At 37.7% G+C, this 15723-nt stretch carries 15 protein-coding genes and 1 pseudogene; 6 read left to right on the forward strand and 10 right to left on the reverse strand.

Annotation, left to right across the window (positions count from 1 at the left end):
* Positions 1-83: 83 nt before the first annotated feature.
* The 4 genes from Q4503_RS08500 to Q4503_RS08515 all read right to left on the reverse strand — a co-directional run bounded on the left by Q4503_RS08500 (position 84) and on the right by Q4503_RS08515 (position 2694).
* Positions 84-821 carry an HAD-IA family hydrolase gene (locus Q4503_RS08500; RefSeq protein ID WP_303601998.1) on the reverse strand — a complete coding sequence of 246 codons (738 nt, stop codon included), beginning with the start codon at positions 819-821 and terminating at the stop codon, positions 84-86.
* Positions 822-869: 48 nt separating this feature from the next.
* On the reverse strand, positions 870-1556 hold the full coding sequence (locus Q4503_RS08505) for a DUF484 family protein (RefSeq protein WP_215973040.1): 687 nt from the start codon (positions 1554-1556) through the stop codon (positions 870-872).
* A 131-nt stretch (positions 1557-1687) separates the two neighbouring features.
* Positions 1688-2518, reverse strand: a complete 831-nt coding sequence (gene dapF, locus Q4503_RS08510; protein WP_215973041.1) for a diaminopimelate epimerase — start codon at positions 2516-2518, stop codon at positions 1688-1690.
* A complete protein-coding gene (locus Q4503_RS08515; RefSeq protein ID WP_303601999.1) occupies positions 2518-2694 on the reverse strand; it encodes a lipoprotein in 177 nt (58 codons plus the stop codon). Before Q4503_RS08515 ends, dapF begins: the two co-directional genes overlap by 1 nt.
* Before the next feature lie 124 nt (positions 2695-2818).
* Here Q4503_RS08515 and cyaY point away from each other — a divergent pair, with 124 nt between their 5' ends.
* From cyaY to Q4503_RS08540, 5 genes are all read left to right on the forward strand, one after another.
* A complete protein-coding gene (gene cyaY / locus Q4503_RS08520; protein ID WP_215973043.1) occupies positions 2819-3145 on the forward strand; it encodes an iron donor protein CyaY in 327 nt (108 codons plus the stop codon).
* 24 nt (positions 3146-3169) lie between these two features.
* The gene (gene hemC / locus Q4503_RS08525) at positions 3170-4111 is read left to right on the forward strand and encodes a hydroxymethylbilane synthase (protein ID WP_215973044.1); all 942 of its coding nucleotides are present in this window, start codon (positions 3170-3172) and stop codon (positions 4109-4111) included.
* Positions 4112-4157: 46 nt separating this feature from the next.
* A complete protein-coding gene (locus tag Q4503_RS08530; RefSeq protein WP_215973045.1) occupies positions 4158-4955 on the forward strand; it encodes a uroporphyrinogen-III synthase in 798 nt (265 codons plus the stop codon).
* Between the two features lie 69 nt (positions 4956-5024).
* Entirely contained in the window at positions 5025-6302 is a 1278-nt protein-coding gene (locus Q4503_RS08535; protein WP_303602000.1) for a uroporphyrinogen-III C-methyltransferase, read from the forward strand.
* Positions 6299-7525, forward strand: coding sequence for a heme biosynthesis HemY N-terminal domain-containing protein (locus Q4503_RS08540; RefSeq protein ID WP_215973047.1), 1227 nt, complete (start codon positions 6299-6301; stop codon positions 7523-7525). Before Q4503_RS08535 ends, Q4503_RS08540 begins: the two co-directional genes overlap by 4 nt.
* Here Q4503_RS08540 and Q4503_RS08545 read toward each other — a convergent pair.
* The 6 genes and pseudogenes from Q4503_RS08545 to fre all read right to left on the reverse strand — a co-directional run.
* Positions 7522-9054 (reverse strand): flavodoxin domain-containing protein, encoded by a 1533-nt coding sequence (locus tag Q4503_RS08545; protein WP_215973048.1) that lies wholly within the window; start codon positions 9052-9054, stop codon positions 7522-7524. The two genes, Q4503_RS08540 and Q4503_RS08545, sit on opposite strands and share 4 nt — an antisense overlap.
* A gap of 62 nt (positions 9055-9116) precedes the next feature.
* The gene (locus Q4503_RS08550; RefSeq protein WP_303602001.1) at positions 9117-9950 is read right to left on the reverse strand and encodes a DUF4198 domain-containing protein; all 834 of its coding nucleotides are present in this window, start codon (positions 9948-9950) and stop codon (positions 9117-9119) included.
* 54 nt (positions 9951-10004) lie between these two features.
* Positions 10005-10544 carry a DUF2271 domain-containing protein gene (locus Q4503_RS08555; protein WP_303602002.1) on the reverse strand — a complete coding sequence of 180 codons (540 nt, stop codon included), beginning with the start codon at positions 10542-10544 and terminating at the stop codon, positions 10005-10007.
* 24 nt (positions 10545-10568) lie between these two features.
* Positions 10569-11168, reverse strand: coding sequence for a PepSY-associated TM helix domain-containing protein (locus Q4503_RS08560; RefSeq protein ID WP_303602003.1), 600 nt, complete (start codon positions 11166-11168; stop codon positions 10569-10571).
* 64 nt (positions 11169-11232) lie between these two features.
* Positions 11233-13611 carry a TonB-dependent receptor gene (locus Q4503_RS08565; RefSeq protein WP_303602004.1) on the reverse strand — a complete coding sequence of 793 codons (2379 nt, stop codon included), beginning with the start codon at positions 13609-13611 and terminating at the stop codon, positions 11233-11235.
* Positions 13612-13927: 316 nt separating this feature from the next.
* Positions 13928-14110: pseudogene (gene fre / locus Q4503_RS08570) on the reverse strand (NAD(P)H-flavin reductase); the annotation flags it as partial.
* A 64-nt stretch (positions 14111-14174) separates the two neighbouring features.
* Here fre and Q4503_RS08575 point away from each other — a divergent pair.
* Positions 14175-15701: a TonB-dependent siderophore receptor gene (locus Q4503_RS08575; protein WP_303602005.1), complete on the forward strand. Its 1527-nt coding sequence runs from the start codon at positions 14175-14177 to the stop codon at positions 15699-15701.
* Positions 15702-15723 lie beyond the last annotated feature (22 nt).

Consider the following 15723-nt stretch of genomic DNA (forward strand, 5'->3'; position numbering starts at 1 on the left):
TTTGAAGAGTAATAATAAAAATAACAACAGTATAGCACTGGACTTATATACAGTCAGTTAAATATTTACGTGACTAGCAACGTCTATATTTGGTTAAGTTGAGTAATTTTACTCAATTCAATATGGGGTAATACGGTAATAGGCTTACCAACATCATAACAAGATAACCAAGCTGCTTGACAACCGGCCTGAAGTGCTCCTTGAATATCAGCACGACCACAATCACCTACATGCAGCAACTGAGATGATTTAATAGCGAGTTTATGACAAGCTAGCTCAAACATATCACTCATCGGTTTTTGTCTTAATAAAGTGCCGTCAGCTTGCCAGCCCGCATGATAAATATGTTGAAAATAGTCAGCTATACCTAATGCCTTGGTATCGACATTACCATTACTAATAGCAACAAGAGGATATTGTTCACTTAAACTCGCCAAGAGTGCCTTACTTGCTTCCGGTACAATAAAATCGCTACGCAACGCCACAAAGTAATCTAACGCCGTTTGTGCCTCTTGCTCAGCAGCGTTTTCAGTTAAACCAAGTGCCATAAAACCAAGGCGATAAGTCACCAACCTAATTCGAACTACGTCATGGACTAAATTAGGCTGCGCTAACACCGCTTGCTGACGAAATGTGTTCCAAAACCGGTGATCTAACACTAGATGCTGACTTACTACTGCTTTACTAAGGACAGCTAAATTAGCAAAATAGGCAATCATTTTCTTTTCAATCGCCACCATCACTGGCTTATTACTGTAGAGAGTATCGTCTAAATCAAAACTGATCGCTTTTATGTTAGTTAAACGTCGATAAAACTTCATGCTTTTCCATAGGCAGTATATCTAATATAAGATCTGCGCGTAAATCTCTTAAATTGCTAAATGCTGTGTTAATAACTTAGCGACTAATCGCTTGAATTGACTTAATAATAAAGTATCCATACGTGGATCAAAATGATGGGCATCATTACTACTAATAGCTAAGAATCCTAACTCTTTTTCTTCATAAGCCAGCTTGACTAACACAACTGAACCCGCACAGTTTTGCGAGAAAATTAACGCTTGCTCACTTTGCTGTAAACGACCAAAATAATAATCGCTATTACTTAAACGATTTTGCATTACACCTGTACAATCATTTTTAGACAAGGTTTCATGTTTAATTGTTGTCGCATCAAGTAAATATAATTTAAAGGCTGATAAAGATAACAATTCCGTTGTTGTTTGTGCTAAACAGTCTAGCAATTCACTCGCAGATTGGCAGTCAATCAAGCGCAGATACAAGTCACTATAAAGCATAAATAAACCTTCATTATGATTTGCTACTGATAGTAACTGAGTAATTTCGTCTTCTAAATTATGTACTTTCTGTCTTAACTGCTGCTGTTGCCTTTCCACTAATGAAACAGTACCTCTATGTGAATCATTTAGTCTTAACCCGGTCATCAAATCATTATTACGATTGAAAAAATCAGGATTATCTTGCAGGTAAGCACTAACTAACTCATCAGTAAGCGGCAGGTCATCGACATTGGTCATTGTTGGTTCATTTTTCATATTAATATCTTATTCATATTATTCATTATTCAGCTTACTCACGTTTTATTCTCTTCATTGAAAGTACACAGCGTATAAATGAACCTGCGATCCTTCAATAACGAAAGTGAAAAAACGTAAAAGATAGATGATTATATCGACAGTTGCCCGTCAAACACGTGTACTGCTGGTCCAGACATTTTTACGGGATGTCCTGGCCCCTTCCAGTAAATTCTTAATTTGCCACCCGGTAATTCAACAGTCACTTGTTTACTTAATTTATTTTGCATTTGCCCGATCACAACAGCTGCACAAGCGCCGCTACCACAAGCCAGTGTTTCTGCTGCGCCTCGCTCATAGACACGCAATTTGATTTGATTAGCCGCAACTACTTCCATAAAGCCAACATTAGCTTGCTCAGGAAAACGTTCATGTAATGACAACTCTTTACCTAAACGCTCCACCGGAGCTGAAAGCACATCATCTACCGTAACAACACAATGAGGATTGCCTAACGAAACCGCCCCGCAAAGTACTGTTTCAGATGCACTACGTAGAATGTAGGTGCCCTCAGCTTTTTGTGCCGTAAATGGAATTTTGGCAGGTTCAAATTGTGGTACTGGCATAGTCACAGAGATATTGCCATCACGCTCTACAAACAATGTGAGTTTACCCGACGCCGTTGAAACTCGAATTTTATTTTTATTACATAAGCCTTTCATACGGACAAATCGCGCAAAACAACGGGCGCCATTTCCACATTGGTTCACCTCACTACCATCCGCATTAAAAATTCGATAATGAAAGTCTAAATCGGGATCATAAGGTGGTTCAACTATCAATAATTGGTCAAAACCTACACCAAAATTTCTGTCCGCTAATTTTGCTATTTGCTCATTAGACAAATAAGCATTTTGCGTAACATTGTCTAACACCAAAAAGTCGTTGCCTAGACCATGCATTTTAGAAAAATTCACTAACATTATGGCTGTTTCTCTAGTTTTTCAGTTACCGGCGTAGGTGATTCTTCTACAACTGATTTTACTTCTACATCGGCTGCTTCAACTTGATATAAAGCACCTTTTGAACCACACGCAGCTAGGGTTATGCTTAGTAAAAAACCGAGAAAGAAAAAAGAAAAATGTTTAATTAGATGCATGAGTACCAGTATTTGCCATGAAAGTCGTTTAAATCAAGCTTTTCGACTTAACTTAATGGGTATTTATTTTATCGTATTGCTATTATACTCATATGCTGATTCACCAAACAACAAAAGAAAGCTAATGAACGATAGCCAATATAATTTAATCGCAGAAGATTTGTTACTTGCTGTTGAAGAAGCCATTGAAGAAAGTGGCGTTGATATAGACTATGAAGGTGTTGGTGGTTTGTTAACACTGACCTTTAAAAATAGTACCAAAATCATTATTAATAAACAGGCTCCTTTGCATGAGATCTGGATCGCCACAAAATTTAATGGCCATCATTTCACCTATTCTGACAGCGAAGAAATATGGGTAGATAAACGTGGTGGTGATGAGTTTTGGCAATTTTTGTCAAACGCGGTCAGTATACAAGCCGAAACTGAAGTAACCCTTTCCTCAGAATAATTTAGCCCTTGGGAACAAGAAAAAATGACAACAGTAAGAATAGCAACACGAAATAGCGCCCTAGCTTTATGGCAAGCCGAATATGTAAAAGCACAATTAGAACATTTTCATCAAGACATTAATGTTGAACTTGTCCCTATGACAACTAAGGGCGATATTCTGCTAGATACTCCATTGGCAAAAGTTGGCGGCAAAGGGCTTTTCGTTAAAGAATTAGAAGTTGCTATACTAGAAAACAGAGCAGACATTGCTGTACATTCAATGAAAGACGTTCCAGTCGACTTCCCAGAAGGCTTAGGGTTAGAAGTAATTTGCCCACGAGAAGATCCACGAGATGCTTTTGTTTCTAATACCTTTTCTACGCTAAGTGAATTACCACAAGGTGCAGTTGTTGGCACATCAAGTTTACGCCGTCAATGTCAACTAAAAGCCAAACGTCCTGATTTAGAAATTCACGATTTACGCGGTAATGTTAATACACGCCTTAAAAAGCTTGATGAAGGACAGTACGACGCAATTATTTTAGCGGCTGCTGGATTAATTCGTTTAAAAATGAGTGACCGCATTGCTCAATATATAGAACCTGAAGAAATGTTACCCGCCAATGGTCAAGGTGCTGTAGGTATTGAATGTCGCATTAATGACGACACCATTAAAACGTTATTAGCACCGCTTGAATGTTCTACTACTCGTACACGAGTATTAACCGAACGTGCAATGAATAAAGCATTAGAGGGTGGTTGTCAGGTACCCATTGCTAGTTACAGCGTAATTTCTGAAGACGGTAAAGAAGTCTACTTACGTGGTTTAGTTGGCGCTATAGATGGCAGTGAAATAATTGAAAGTGAGATTACAGGGCCTGTAGCACAAGGCGAAACACTAGGAAATACCTTAGCGCAAGAGTTATTAAGCCGTGGTGCAGATAGAATCCTAAAAGAAGTTTATGCAACAAATAGCAATAACTAACCTGTACTTAAACCTGTAACTCATAAAACACTGCTCAATAAAAGCCATGTTTAATAACGCTATACCCAATAAAAATAATACGCTGAACGTTTTAATAACGCGGCCAACACAGAAAGCGCAAGCACTTGCTAAGTCGCTTGCTAATATTAATATTGCCTGCGTAAACCAACCCTTGTTTGATTATCAGCCCTTAGCTGATCATCAAACAAGTAAACGCTTATTAACAAATAATAATATTATTATTTTTGTTAGTGTTTCTGCTGTTGAATTTGCGACAAAAATGATTTCAGTAAATCAATGGAAATATAAAAAAATTATTGCGGTTGGTCGAGCAACAAAAGAAGCTTTACAGCAGCTTGGCATCAACAATATTCTGTGCCCAGAACAAGAAAACAGCGAAGGTTTATTGACGCTGCCAGTGTTAAGTAAGAAATTTCATCACGAACCTATAACCATAGTACGAGGCGCCAGCGGTAGAGAGCATTTGGCAGAGCAATTAACTAAACAAGGTGCAATAGTCACCTATTTAGAAAGCTATCAATGTGTATGGCGAACATTTACCGAAGACATAAGTAAACAGTGGTTTAAACAGCAAATAAATTGTATTGTCGTTACCAGTAACGCTATATTAGAAAAACTTATTCAGTTAACTATTGTTCAACAAGAGCATCTTGAAGCACAACAGTTAGCAGCATATTGGCGTAGTCAATGTGTGTGGGTTGTCGCTAGCCAACGTATTGCTAACACAGCAAGGCAATTTGGTTTAACTCACGTTATAATAAGCAATGGTGCGAATAAAGACGCAATCATCAACACGTTAAAGCAAGTCGAAAATGCTAAATAACGCTGTAATTATTAAGTAATGGATTAGATTAGGCCTATATTAGGCTTATTTTAGCAAGTGGGATAAATAATGACTGAATCAAAAACGCCGTTAACTTCAGATAAAGTAAACGAAACCACCACTAAAGTCAGTTTAGACAAAGATACTACGAAGCAAAACAAAGTAAACAAAAGTGATACAAAGAAATCACCACCAAATAACAATGCATCTAAAGTATCTAAATTAGCAATATTTGCTCTGCTTATCGCCATTACAGCGCCAGCAGCGCATTATTATTGGCAACAATTACAAACAGAAGAATTAACTCAAACACTTACCAATAAAGTCGTTCAAGAAAATAGTGCCGCGTTAACACGTTATCAGAATAAAACGCAGCAAGCATTAACCAGTCAAGAGCGAAGCTTCACCAAGCAATTACAGCAGGTTGCGGCAAACATTAATAGCGCCAATCAAGCCACAATCGCAGAGCTCAGTACAAAAATACAACAACTTGAAGCAGGCATTAAAGAACGTCAACCTAGTGATTGGTTATTACATGAAGCCGAGTATTTAATTCGTATTTCTTCACGTACCTTATGGTTAGAACATGATACTCGAGCCGCTATTGGTTTATTAAAAGATGCTGACGCTCGTTTAACCGAGTTAAATGATCCGGCTTTTTTACCTGTACGTGAAGTAATTCGTCAAGATATTAATGCTTTAGAGTTAATGCCGACTCTAGACACCGATGAAGTAATATTAACCTTAATGGCAATGAACAAAGAAGTATCTCAGCTGCCATTAGCTATCGTAGATTTAGGTAAAGAAGAAAAAGCAACAGATATTGACCTGTCGGATAATATCAATGACTGGCAAACTAATTTAGCCAAAACGTGGCAAAAATTTTTAAATGACTTTATCAGAGTTCGTCAAAGAACAGGCACTGTAGAAGCATTAATATCACCTAACCAACAAGAAAACCTACAGCAAAATTTAAGTTTAAAAATTCAATTCGCATTATGGGCAGCCAGTGAACGTAAAGGTGATGTTTATCAACAAGCATTAGTTGATATTCAACAATGGCTTAATGAGTTTTTCGATATGGAAAATACTATTAACCAACATTTTTTAGCTTCGTTGAAAAATTTAAAAAACAAACAAGTGTCTTATGATTATCCAAGTGAATTAGGCTCATTAACAGCGATTAGAGCCACACTAAGAAGTCAGCAAAATAAACCATCAATGCCTGCAAAAGCACAACAAGACGATACGGAAACTGAGCCTCAAGCAGAAATAGAAACCGCGCCGGCAAAAGCACCAACACCTGCTAAGCAACAGCAAGAACCACAAAGCGAGGGCAGCATATGATCCGTTTTATCATCATCATTGTACTTTTCTTTGCAATGTTGGCCTTAAGCCCTCTTTTAATTGATGAAAAAGGTTACATTCTAATTGCTATGGGTGAAACCATCATTGAGTTAACCGTACTTTCAGCTTCTATCTTGTTTATGCTGTTCGCTATTAGCGCTTTTGTTATTTTCAAAATGCTACGCGGTGGATTTAACATCAGTTTTAAAGCATGGCGTACCGTTGCTTTCGCTGGCCGTAAACGTGGTATTGCTAACTTCAATAAAGGTTTAACCGCCTACATGCTGGAAGATTATCAAAATGCGGAACAGCTGTTTGCCAAAAGTGCAGAGCCTGCCAAACGCCAACAAAGTGCTTATTTACTTGCCGCGGCCGCCTCGGCAAAACAACAATTAGATGCTAATACTAATCATTATTTAGCTCTGCTCGAAACGGTATCGGCTAAAAATAGTGATTCAGATCTTGCCAGTGTTATTGTAAAAATCAAACTACTCATGAACCAAGATCGTAGCGAAGCTTATGCGAAAGCACGCGCTTTAATTGATGAAAACCATAAACAAATTGGCCACGATGTACGACTACTCGCCTTAGAAATTGATTTATGCTTAATTGAGAAACGTTTTGAAGCCGCCGTAAATTGGTTAACATCAGCCCGTAAGCAGAAAAGTATCGCCAATGATGTACTTCAAGCTTGGGAAGAACAAGCATATTACGGTGCCTTTAACGATATTATTACCAAGCAAAACCAGACAAGTTTACAAACATATTGGCAAGCGCTTGATCGGAAAACCAAACAACGTGAAGCGGTGTTATTTTCCTATTGTCAGGTTTTAGCTGAGCAAAACATTACTGACCCGTTAATTAATATAGTAACACCAATACTCAATAAAAAGCCCAGTATCCGCTTTTTAAAATATTTACGTACTCTACCTATAAAGCAAAGCGAATCACTTCTTGCTATCGCGCAGAAGCATCTACATAGTGATAAGCATAATGCACAGTGGTTAAGTTGTTTAGGCCATCTCGCAGTAATGTGTGAACAATGGTCAATGGCAGAAAAAGCATTTAGGAGCTTACTAAAACTTGAAGCTAATCATCAAGTAAAACAATACGACAAACAAGACTTGCAAGCATTTGCTAAAGCATTGATGGAAGAAGGACAACATAAAGCAGCAAATGAAGTGTGGGTTAAGGTTAACGATTGGCAGAATGATAATAATTAATAAACGTCTCTGATATAGCGCTGTTGCAATTGCAGTGTTTCAAGCATTGATTGACCGAGAATTTCAATCAATGCTTGGTGAACCCCTTCTCCCATTCCTGATAAACATCCGCAAACATAAATCACAGCACCCTCTTCAACCCATTCTTTTAAAGTATGCTGCTCATGTAATAATATATCTTGTACATACTTAGGGTATTTTCTATGGGTTAACCCCCTCTGATGAGCATCCTCTGAGCTCACCTGAGAGTAAGCACAATCAAGTTTAGTTAATTGTGATTCTTGTAAGGTGAATAATTGCTGATTAATCGGTAATACAGGATTACTGTTTCGCTCCCCAAAAATCAACCAACTGTCACCTGTTTTCTTATGTTTAGAAAAAGTACGCGCTGCTAATTGTGCTTTTAATCCAGCTAAACCACTACCAGCACCAATTAGTATAATTGGCTGGCTTTGGTCAATATTATGATGTGAACTAACATCTCTAATTTGGCCTTCAATAATATGACCAATTTCACAATCATGACTTAAAAATCCAGAGGCTAAGCCAAATGTATTTGCTGGCTCATCTTTTTCTACAAGACGCACAATAAGCTGCAATTCACCTTCTTGTGAGACAGAAGCTATGGAATAACTCCGCTTGTGTAAATAAGGTAATTTAATAAGTAATTGATCAAGTGTATATGAACAATTTTTTGGTAATTCCCTGGTAAGCAGCCAAGATCTCAGAGGTTGCTGATGCCCTTGATGTGTTAACCAGGTATTACCATTAAACTTATTTTTAAGTAGCCAACGCTCTACAATATCTGCTGATTGATGTGGTTGTATATCAATCAGATCACCTGCTTGCCACGTAGGAAACGGGCCAATACTTTTAAAGCTTAATTGAAATAACTTTTCATCATTACAATCTGGGTTAAGTAATATACGTTGGGTTAATTGCCAATATTGCAGTGACTTTATTGCTGGATTTAAGGTTAACTCATGATCTATTTTTATCCAGCTAGGTGTGATATCAGCAAGTTTTGTGGTTTGTTCGTTATAATTATCAACAGTGATAACATCACCCAATGATTGGGCGCCTGCACTTAACATGGTTTGATTTATTTGATAACCAAAAGCACAGAATTCAGGGTATGCCCTATCACCTAAAGCGATAACAGAATACTCTAAATGGTTTAATGGATTATTTGCTAAAGCCTTGGCTAGTTTAGTAAATAAACTGCCGTTATCAGGTGCTTCACCATCCCCATAAGTACTGACCACAAACAGTATTTTTTCAATATTACATAAATGTTCAAGTGTTAATGCATTTAGGGCAATAACACTTGAATTTTCAGATAAATTTAACGCCGTTGCACATCGCTTTGCAATTGCTTGCGCATTACCTGTTTGACTTGCATAAGTAATTAATATTGATGCGTCGGGCTCTAGCTTGCGATAAAGCCGTGCACGATGTAAACGCCACATGGCAAAACACAATGCTAGCCATGTAACACTTAAAACAACAATTAAATACAAACTCTGCATAGATAAACTTCGATCGCGCTTTGGTTATAATTTAAAAAAACGTTAAATCAACAAAGACTTAATTACAAAGGTAACACAGCAAATGTTGCACCGTAGCTACCCGTACGCATAGTCGCAGGAGCTTTTGCTTTATCGTCTTCATATTCAGCTTCAAGTAAATACATTCCTGCTTCTGGCCATGTAATGCTGACATAACCTTTAGCATCAGTAACAACATCTATTTGATTCTGGTCATTACGGTAACGGGTATCACCCTTAACAATAGCGAGTTTAACGCCAGCTGCTGGTTCACCATGAAATAAGAACTTAAACTTAGCCGCTTCGCCCACAAATAAGTCATTTGGGTGAGTAACAGGTATTAGCTCTAGGCCTGAATTAGTCGGTTCGAATACTTTATCCGTTGGCTCACCTGAAGTAACAAATGTTTCCAAACGACGGTAGCTATCAGATACTTTTAATGAATCAGCACTTTTAGGTACTTCCGTGGCAAAATCAGCTGCATTAGCCTCTTTACCACGAGCTGGCCATCTTTTACGTTTACCTTCTTTATCTTTCCATGAAGCACGTAATCCGCCCGAAGCATAACCAATTTTATAAGTACCTTCGGTTACTAAGTTCAAATCAAACGTTGAGCGGTATTTTCCTGTATGTGCATTAACAGCCTCAATTAATTTACCTGTAGGATCTTGAACCATTAACCCTTTCATACGTAGCGGTACATGCTCAGGTACAAATAAAGAATTTGAAACTGCCGCGTCAAATGTTACCCAAGGTGCGTCACCTGATAAATTAGTTGTGCTTGGTACGATCCACGCTCGGTGAGCATTGGCGCTAAAACTTAACCCTACTATCATACCAATCGACAATAGCGCTTTTAATGGTGTATATATTTTCATTGTTTTCTTCCTTTAATAATTACGGTGTATTACTGTGGATTATATAAACTGACGTTAATTTACTTGAATAAGAACATCGCCTAACTCTGAATTACCAGAGGCTTTCAATGGATAATCACTGGCCTTTATTGGCCAAGTTAGTGGAATATTTACCACTTCTTTACCGCCAACTTCCCTAGAGGCTTCAATACGTAATTGATAATCACCAGCCGCTAACGCTTTTAGCTCTTTCGCATTCAAATCAACCGAAATAGTGTGTTTACCCGCACCTTTAGTTGCAGAGGTTAAACCATCAAATGGTTGTTCTGCTTTTCTGCCAATACGTCTCCACCACTGACGAATATCTTTTAACCACTTTGCGCCTTCATTATCTTTCATGTCTAGGTCATACCATAAGGCGATCTGAGTCGCTTTACGGTTGCTATCTTCTAACCATATAGCAACATAAGGTCTGTGGTATTCAGCAACATTCATACGTGGTATTTCAACTTCTATTAGCAATTGATTACTTGCTGCATTTGAAACACCGCTAAAAACAGTACTTACAGCAAGCGTTAACAAAAGCGCTATGCTAAATAAAATATTACGATTCATTGATTTTCCTTTTAAATACGATGATTAGTGTAAACTCATTAAAATAATAATGAGTGGTAAAAGTACGCCTAACGACACCATGGGCCAAGTAGACAAACGAAAACCTGATTGTTTATAAAGCAACCACAAGCCACTTAAACAAAAAACAATAGAGATAACGGCGAATATATCAATAAACCAACGCCAAGCTTCATTGGTATAACGTCCTTTATGTAAATCATTAAAGAAAGAAATCCAGCCTCGATCAGTACGTTCATAAATTAATTCACCACTTTCAATATCAACTGAAAGCCAGGCATCTACCCCTGGATTTGGCATAGCTAAATAGAACTCTCCATCACTAAGTTCACCTTGTAAGCCGCCTTTAATCGTTAAATTATGCATATCAGCTAAATACTTACGAACATCATTTGGTAATATATTTTGGTGTTTATCAAGAGAGCGCCAAGCTTGTAATATAGACTCTGGTAGCTCAGTCTCTATGGTGGTAATATCTGAATTCGCAGGAATATCCCCTGCGTGATTCAACGTGATTCCCGTCCATGAAAAAAACAGCATACCAATACTACAAATAGCTGCACTTATCCAATGCCACTGACGTGCGTTACCTAATGCTATTTTCATATGCTGTACTTCACTATTTTAACTAACCTTAAAATCATATTAGCTTGGCATTATACGTATGTATTTAGAAAGATGCGTTAACGCTAACCCAAAAACTACGTGCTTTATCCTTAATGTTATAATCATCTGTAAAGATAACTTCATCATCGTCATACGAATATAAGCCGTCGTTATCTAAATCAACATAACTTGTCGTATACGACGTAAAATCTTCATCAAGTAGATTATTTACACGTAAATTAACGGTTAAGTTATCCGATATTTTATAACGAGCGCCAAGATTTATTGCGCTATAGTTTTTATAATAAAGTGGTTTATCTAAAATACTATTCCAATCTCTGTAACGATCTGAACGTATTTCAATTTGAAGGTACGTGTTCAGTTTTTCAGTAATTGACCAGTCGGTACTAATATTAGCCATATGTTCAGCAGTATTCGTTAAAGGCTGACCAGCATTTGAACCACTTTTTTGTTCACTATCTGTCCATGTGTAGTTGGCACTAACATTCCAGTCATCAGTAATTGAAACTCGACCCGCAACTTCAACACCTTGGATATCCACTTTGTCGATATTAATTTTTTGACTGTAAGTAGTGTAACCTAATGAATCATAAGCACCTAAATTTACACAAGGACGAACATCGTTAGTTGCTTCACAACTTTGGATTGTGTCACCTTGGGCAATTTTATCTTCAAATTTAGTATTGAAATAAGTAATATTGAAATTATGGCCTTTATCGCTATCACTCCAATATAACGCTATTTCACTATTTACACTCGTTTCAGGTGTTAACTCTGGATTTCCGGCAAATGGCGATGTTCCTTGACCACCGAAGCCAGTTATACCGTCATAAAGATCGGTTGTTTGTGGTGTTTTAAAACCAGTACTCACACCACCTTTAATTGTCCAATTATCTGATAATGTATAAACAGAATATAAACGTGGTGACACATTACTACCAAATACATCATGATTATCGTAACGAATACCTGCTGTGATGGTTAACGGCTCAATAATAGTCCAGTTATCTTCAATAAATAATGCATACATATCTTGTTCTTGTACACCATTAACTTGGTCATCTTCCAGACCAAATACACCATCAAGTAGCTCGCCTTGTGTAACTTGAGTACCAATAACAAAAGTGTGGTAGCCTGCCAGGTTTTCTACAGGAATATCTAAACGTGCATCTAAGGTATATTGACTACTTTCTAAAGGGCGTTGATTTCTTGGTAAAAATGTTTCTGCGGCTAATGCTTTTCGATCCTCTTCGGCCATACCAGCGTAATCACCAGTGGCATAAAACATTTCGCCTAACAATTCACGTTCAGATACACTTAACGGCATAGTACGGCCATTATTCTGAGTATCTACATACGCTAAAGAAACAAATGCACGACCAAAGTCAAAATCACCATTATATGTTAATGACCACCACTGGCGATCAAATTCTTGTTCAGCTGCATAGCCCGCACGTGGGTTTACTTGGCCATTTCTCTCTGCCCAAATTGATTCGATATTATCTTTAGTACCTAATGGGTAGCTAATTTCGCCACTGTCAATATCGTAAGTTGGGGTGTTGTCATATTCTTGGTGAGAGTTGTCATAATCAAAACGCACTCGATGATTTTCACCTGGTGTCAACGAGAGTGAAAATCCATATTGTTGATTCGTATTATCAACGGTTTTACCACCACTACCAAAACCTAATGAACGGTAATGTACGTCACCATTTGAATCAGTTGCCGGTTCAAATTCTGGTGAAGAAGCTAAACGTTCATAAATACTACCGCGTAAGCTTAAGTCCAATAGGTCTTTAATTAATGGACCCATTACTGAAAAATCAGTTGTAATATCATCACCAAATTGATCGTCACTTTGCATGCTACGCCCAAAACTTAGCGAGCCTGACCATTTTCCTTGTGATTTTTTAGTAATGATATTAATTGCGCCACCTAAAGCATCGGCACCGTAAAGGGTTGATGCTGGACCACGAATCACTTCAACACGTTCAATAGAATCTAATGGAGGAATATGTCCAAACGCATTACCGCCAAAGTTATTAGGATAAATATCACCATGGTTATTTTGACGTTTGCCATCAACCAATATTAAGGTGTACTCACTAGTTAAACCACGCATACTAATTGAGCCTTGACCACTTTTGTCACGGCTTGTACCAATATCAACACCTTCTTGGTACTTAACTGCATCAAGTAATGTTGTAAATGGACGAGATTGAATATCTTCTGCAGTAATAATTGAAATACTTGCTGGTGCCGCGGTAAGTTTCTGCTCAAAACCTGTTGCAGTAACAACCATGCGTTCCACTGGCTCCGCTGCTTTAGTATTTTTCGTATTATCTTCTTGTCCGTAAGCATTTGCACCACAAACCATAGCGATACATGCTGCCAAGGTTTGATACTTGAATTTATTATTCATTTGAGACCCTTGTTTTATAAGTTGTGTTTTATGTTGGTATTTTTTTATATGTTTTTATTGCGGGGCACTGTACAAAACAACAAGAGCAATGTCAATGATAACTATTACCATTTACATTCACTAAATAACATTTATAACACAGCTACAGAAAGCAAAGACTAAAATGACACGGTTATTTAATAATCGCATGAAATTAAAGAGTTAGAACATTTGATGAAGTATTTTGGGTAGTTTTAGGAAGGAATAAATTGAATCAAATTGTTGATACGCAGTACATCTTAGTACTGCGCTTACAGCTAACAGGTAGTTGCGTTATTTAAATAAAAGCAAATGCATCAGCATGCATATGCGCTAATAATGCACCGCGTTTAACAAAATCATCACGAATAACACCGACCATTTCAAAGCGCCCAGCAAGATAAATATCATAAGACTCTAGATTAATAATATCGTCCATAACTACTTGATGTACTAGGCCTTTTTTACCTTACCAGCTATCATTTTCACCAACATTTTCTATCGATATTAGCGCTGACACTGATCAACATGGCTCAACACGATTCATGTTAGATGCAGGTGGCAAACTTACTGAAGAATTAGGTTATCGTGCGGTACTGGTAAAGCAAGATGTTAAATTTGAACGTGAATACCAAAATGGTGAAGAACGTGAACGTGACCGTTTTCTTGGGTCATTAGTACTTGATTACGCTGTCACTGATAACTTATCAGTAAATGTATATTACGACCAAACTGATGACAAAGCTGGTTTAGACAGTAATGGCGATTTAATTGGTGCTGAAAAAACTATTTATGATTTTTCATGGGCATTTACGGATATTACTGTAAACAATATTGGGGGAAAGGTTACTTACTTCGTCACTCCTCAATGGTCGATAAAAGCTGGCTATAATGAGCAAACCTTTGAACGTCAACGTTTTGAGTCAACACCAATAAAACCGGATGATTATGTTGTAGGCGATAATTATGAATCAAGACCTTATGATAGATTTGATGATTGGCAGTTTAAAACCGCTTTTGTTGATCTAACGGGTGAGTTTTCTATTGGCTCTACTGATCATCAAATATTAGTTGGTATGAATAAGCTTGATTATTATTATGATCAACTTCGTGTAGCGGTAGATTCTCCTTACGTTGGTTATGCTGATTATATTATAGGCCAAGCAGAGCCTATGATACCCGACGTAAGCTATAAGACAGATGATACCTTATCTGTTACCGAATATGATTATTACGGTTTTTACTTCCAAGATTTAGTAACACTTAATGAACATTGGCAAGTGACTTTTGGTGGTCGTTTTGATCAACAGAGAAGTGAAGGCGCTGACAGTGACTCATTTGTTCCTAAGTTTGGTGTTTTATATCATCCAATTGCCGATGCAACTGTATATGTGAATTATTCTGAAGGTTTTGAGCCAGCGTCTAGTGAGACTCTTGATAATGAAGACGATTTAAACCACGGCATGAAACTTGATGCTGTGACATCAGAGCAAATCGAATTAGGAGGTAAGTGGCAAATATCTGAGCGCCTACTTGTTGAAAGCGCTATCTTTGATATTAAAAAACGTGGAGCTTCAATTACTGAAACAATTACTGGTAACCCTGATTATAACTCGATAACCACTCAAGCTGGCTTACAACGTCACAAAGGTATTGAGTTATCAGCACAAGGTGCGGTTACAGACACATTATTCGTAATGGCCTCAACCATGTACCTTGATGCTGAATATGAAAAAGACGATAACTACGAAGGTAAAGCTCCTGTTGACGCGCCTAAGTGGTCTGCAAGTTTATGGTCTCGTTATGAGTTGACTGAGTCATTAGCACTAAATGGTGGTATTTTCTTCCAAGGTAAGCGCTTTGCTGACAGCGATAATGAAGTAGAAAAAGATGCTTATACGCGTCTTGATGTAGGTGCAACTTACAGTACTAAGGTATCAGATGTTGGTTTAGACTTCCGTTTTAACATTGAAAACTTACTGGATACTGACTACCTTGCTGGTGGTGGCGTAAGCTCTGTTACCGTGGGCGATGGCAGAACCGCACGCTTTGAAGTTAAAGCCTCTTTTTAAACCTTTTTAACTTTGTTTAAAT

Source organism: Colwellia sp. 6_MG-2023 (assembly GCF_030547765.1).
Taxonomy (GTDB): Bacteria; Pseudomonadota; Gammaproteobacteria; order Enterobacterales; family Alteromonadaceae; genus Colwellia.

What these genes read in the sequence shown, in the direction of transcription:
- Q4503_RS08500 (WP_303601998.1), bottom strand. Translation starts at nt 821, where the DNA reads ATGAAGTTTTATCGACGTTTAACTAACATAAAAGCGATCAGTTTTGAT.
- Q4503_RS08505 (WP_215973040.1), bottom strand. Translation starts at nt 1,556, where the DNA reads ATGAAAAATGAACCAACAATGACCAATGTCGATGACCTGCCGCTTACT.
- dapF (WP_215973041.1), bottom strand. Translation starts at nt 2,518, where the DNA reads ATGTTAGTGAATTTTTCTAAAATGCATGGTCTAGGCAACGACTTTTTG.
- Q4503_RS08515 (WP_303601999.1), bottom strand. Translation starts at nt 2,694, where the DNA reads ATGCATCTAATTAAACATTTTTCTTTTTTCTTTCTCGGTTTTTTACTA.
- cyaY (WP_215973043.1), top strand. Translation starts at nt 2,819, where the DNA reads ATGAACGATAGCCAATATAATTTAATCGCAGAAGATTTGTTACTTGCT.
- hemC (WP_215973044.1), top strand. Translation starts at nt 3,170, where the DNA reads ATGACAACAGTAAGAATAGCAACACGAAATAGCGCCCTAGCTTTATGG.
- Q4503_RS08530 (WP_215973045.1), top strand. Translation starts at nt 4,158, where the DNA reads ATGTTTAATAACGCTATACCCAATAAAAATAATACGCTGAACGTTTTA.
- Q4503_RS08535 (WP_303602000.1), top strand. Translation starts at nt 5,025, where the DNA reads ATGACTGAATCAAAAACGCCGTTAACTTCAGATAAAGTAAACGAAACC.
- Q4503_RS08540 (WP_215973047.1), top strand. Translation starts at nt 6,299, where the DNA reads ATGATCCGTTTTATCATCATCATTGTACTTTTCTTTGCAATGTTGGCC.
- Q4503_RS08545 (WP_215973048.1), bottom strand. Translation starts at nt 9,054, where the DNA reads ATGCAGAGTTTGTATTTAATTGTTGTTTTAAGTGTTACATGGCTAGCA.
- Q4503_RS08550 (WP_303602001.1), bottom strand. Translation starts at nt 9,950, where the DNA reads ATGAAAATATATACACCATTAAAAGCGCTATTGTCGATTGGTATGATA.
- Q4503_RS08555 (WP_303602002.1), bottom strand. Translation starts at nt 10,544, where the DNA reads ATGAATCGTAATATTTTATTTAGCATAGCGCTTTTGTTAACGCTTGCT.
- Q4503_RS08560 (WP_303602003.1), bottom strand. Translation starts at nt 11,168, where the DNA reads ATGAAAATAGCATTAGGTAACGCACGTCAGTGGCATTGGATAAGTGCA.
- Q4503_RS08565 (WP_303602004.1), bottom strand. Translation starts at nt 13,611, where the DNA reads ATGAATAATAAATTCAAGTATCAAACCTTGGCAGCATGTATCGCTATG.
- Q4503_RS08575 (WP_303602005.1), top strand. Translation starts at nt 14,175, where the DNA reads ATGTTAGATGCAGGTGGCAAACTTACTGAAGAATTAGGTTATCGTGCG.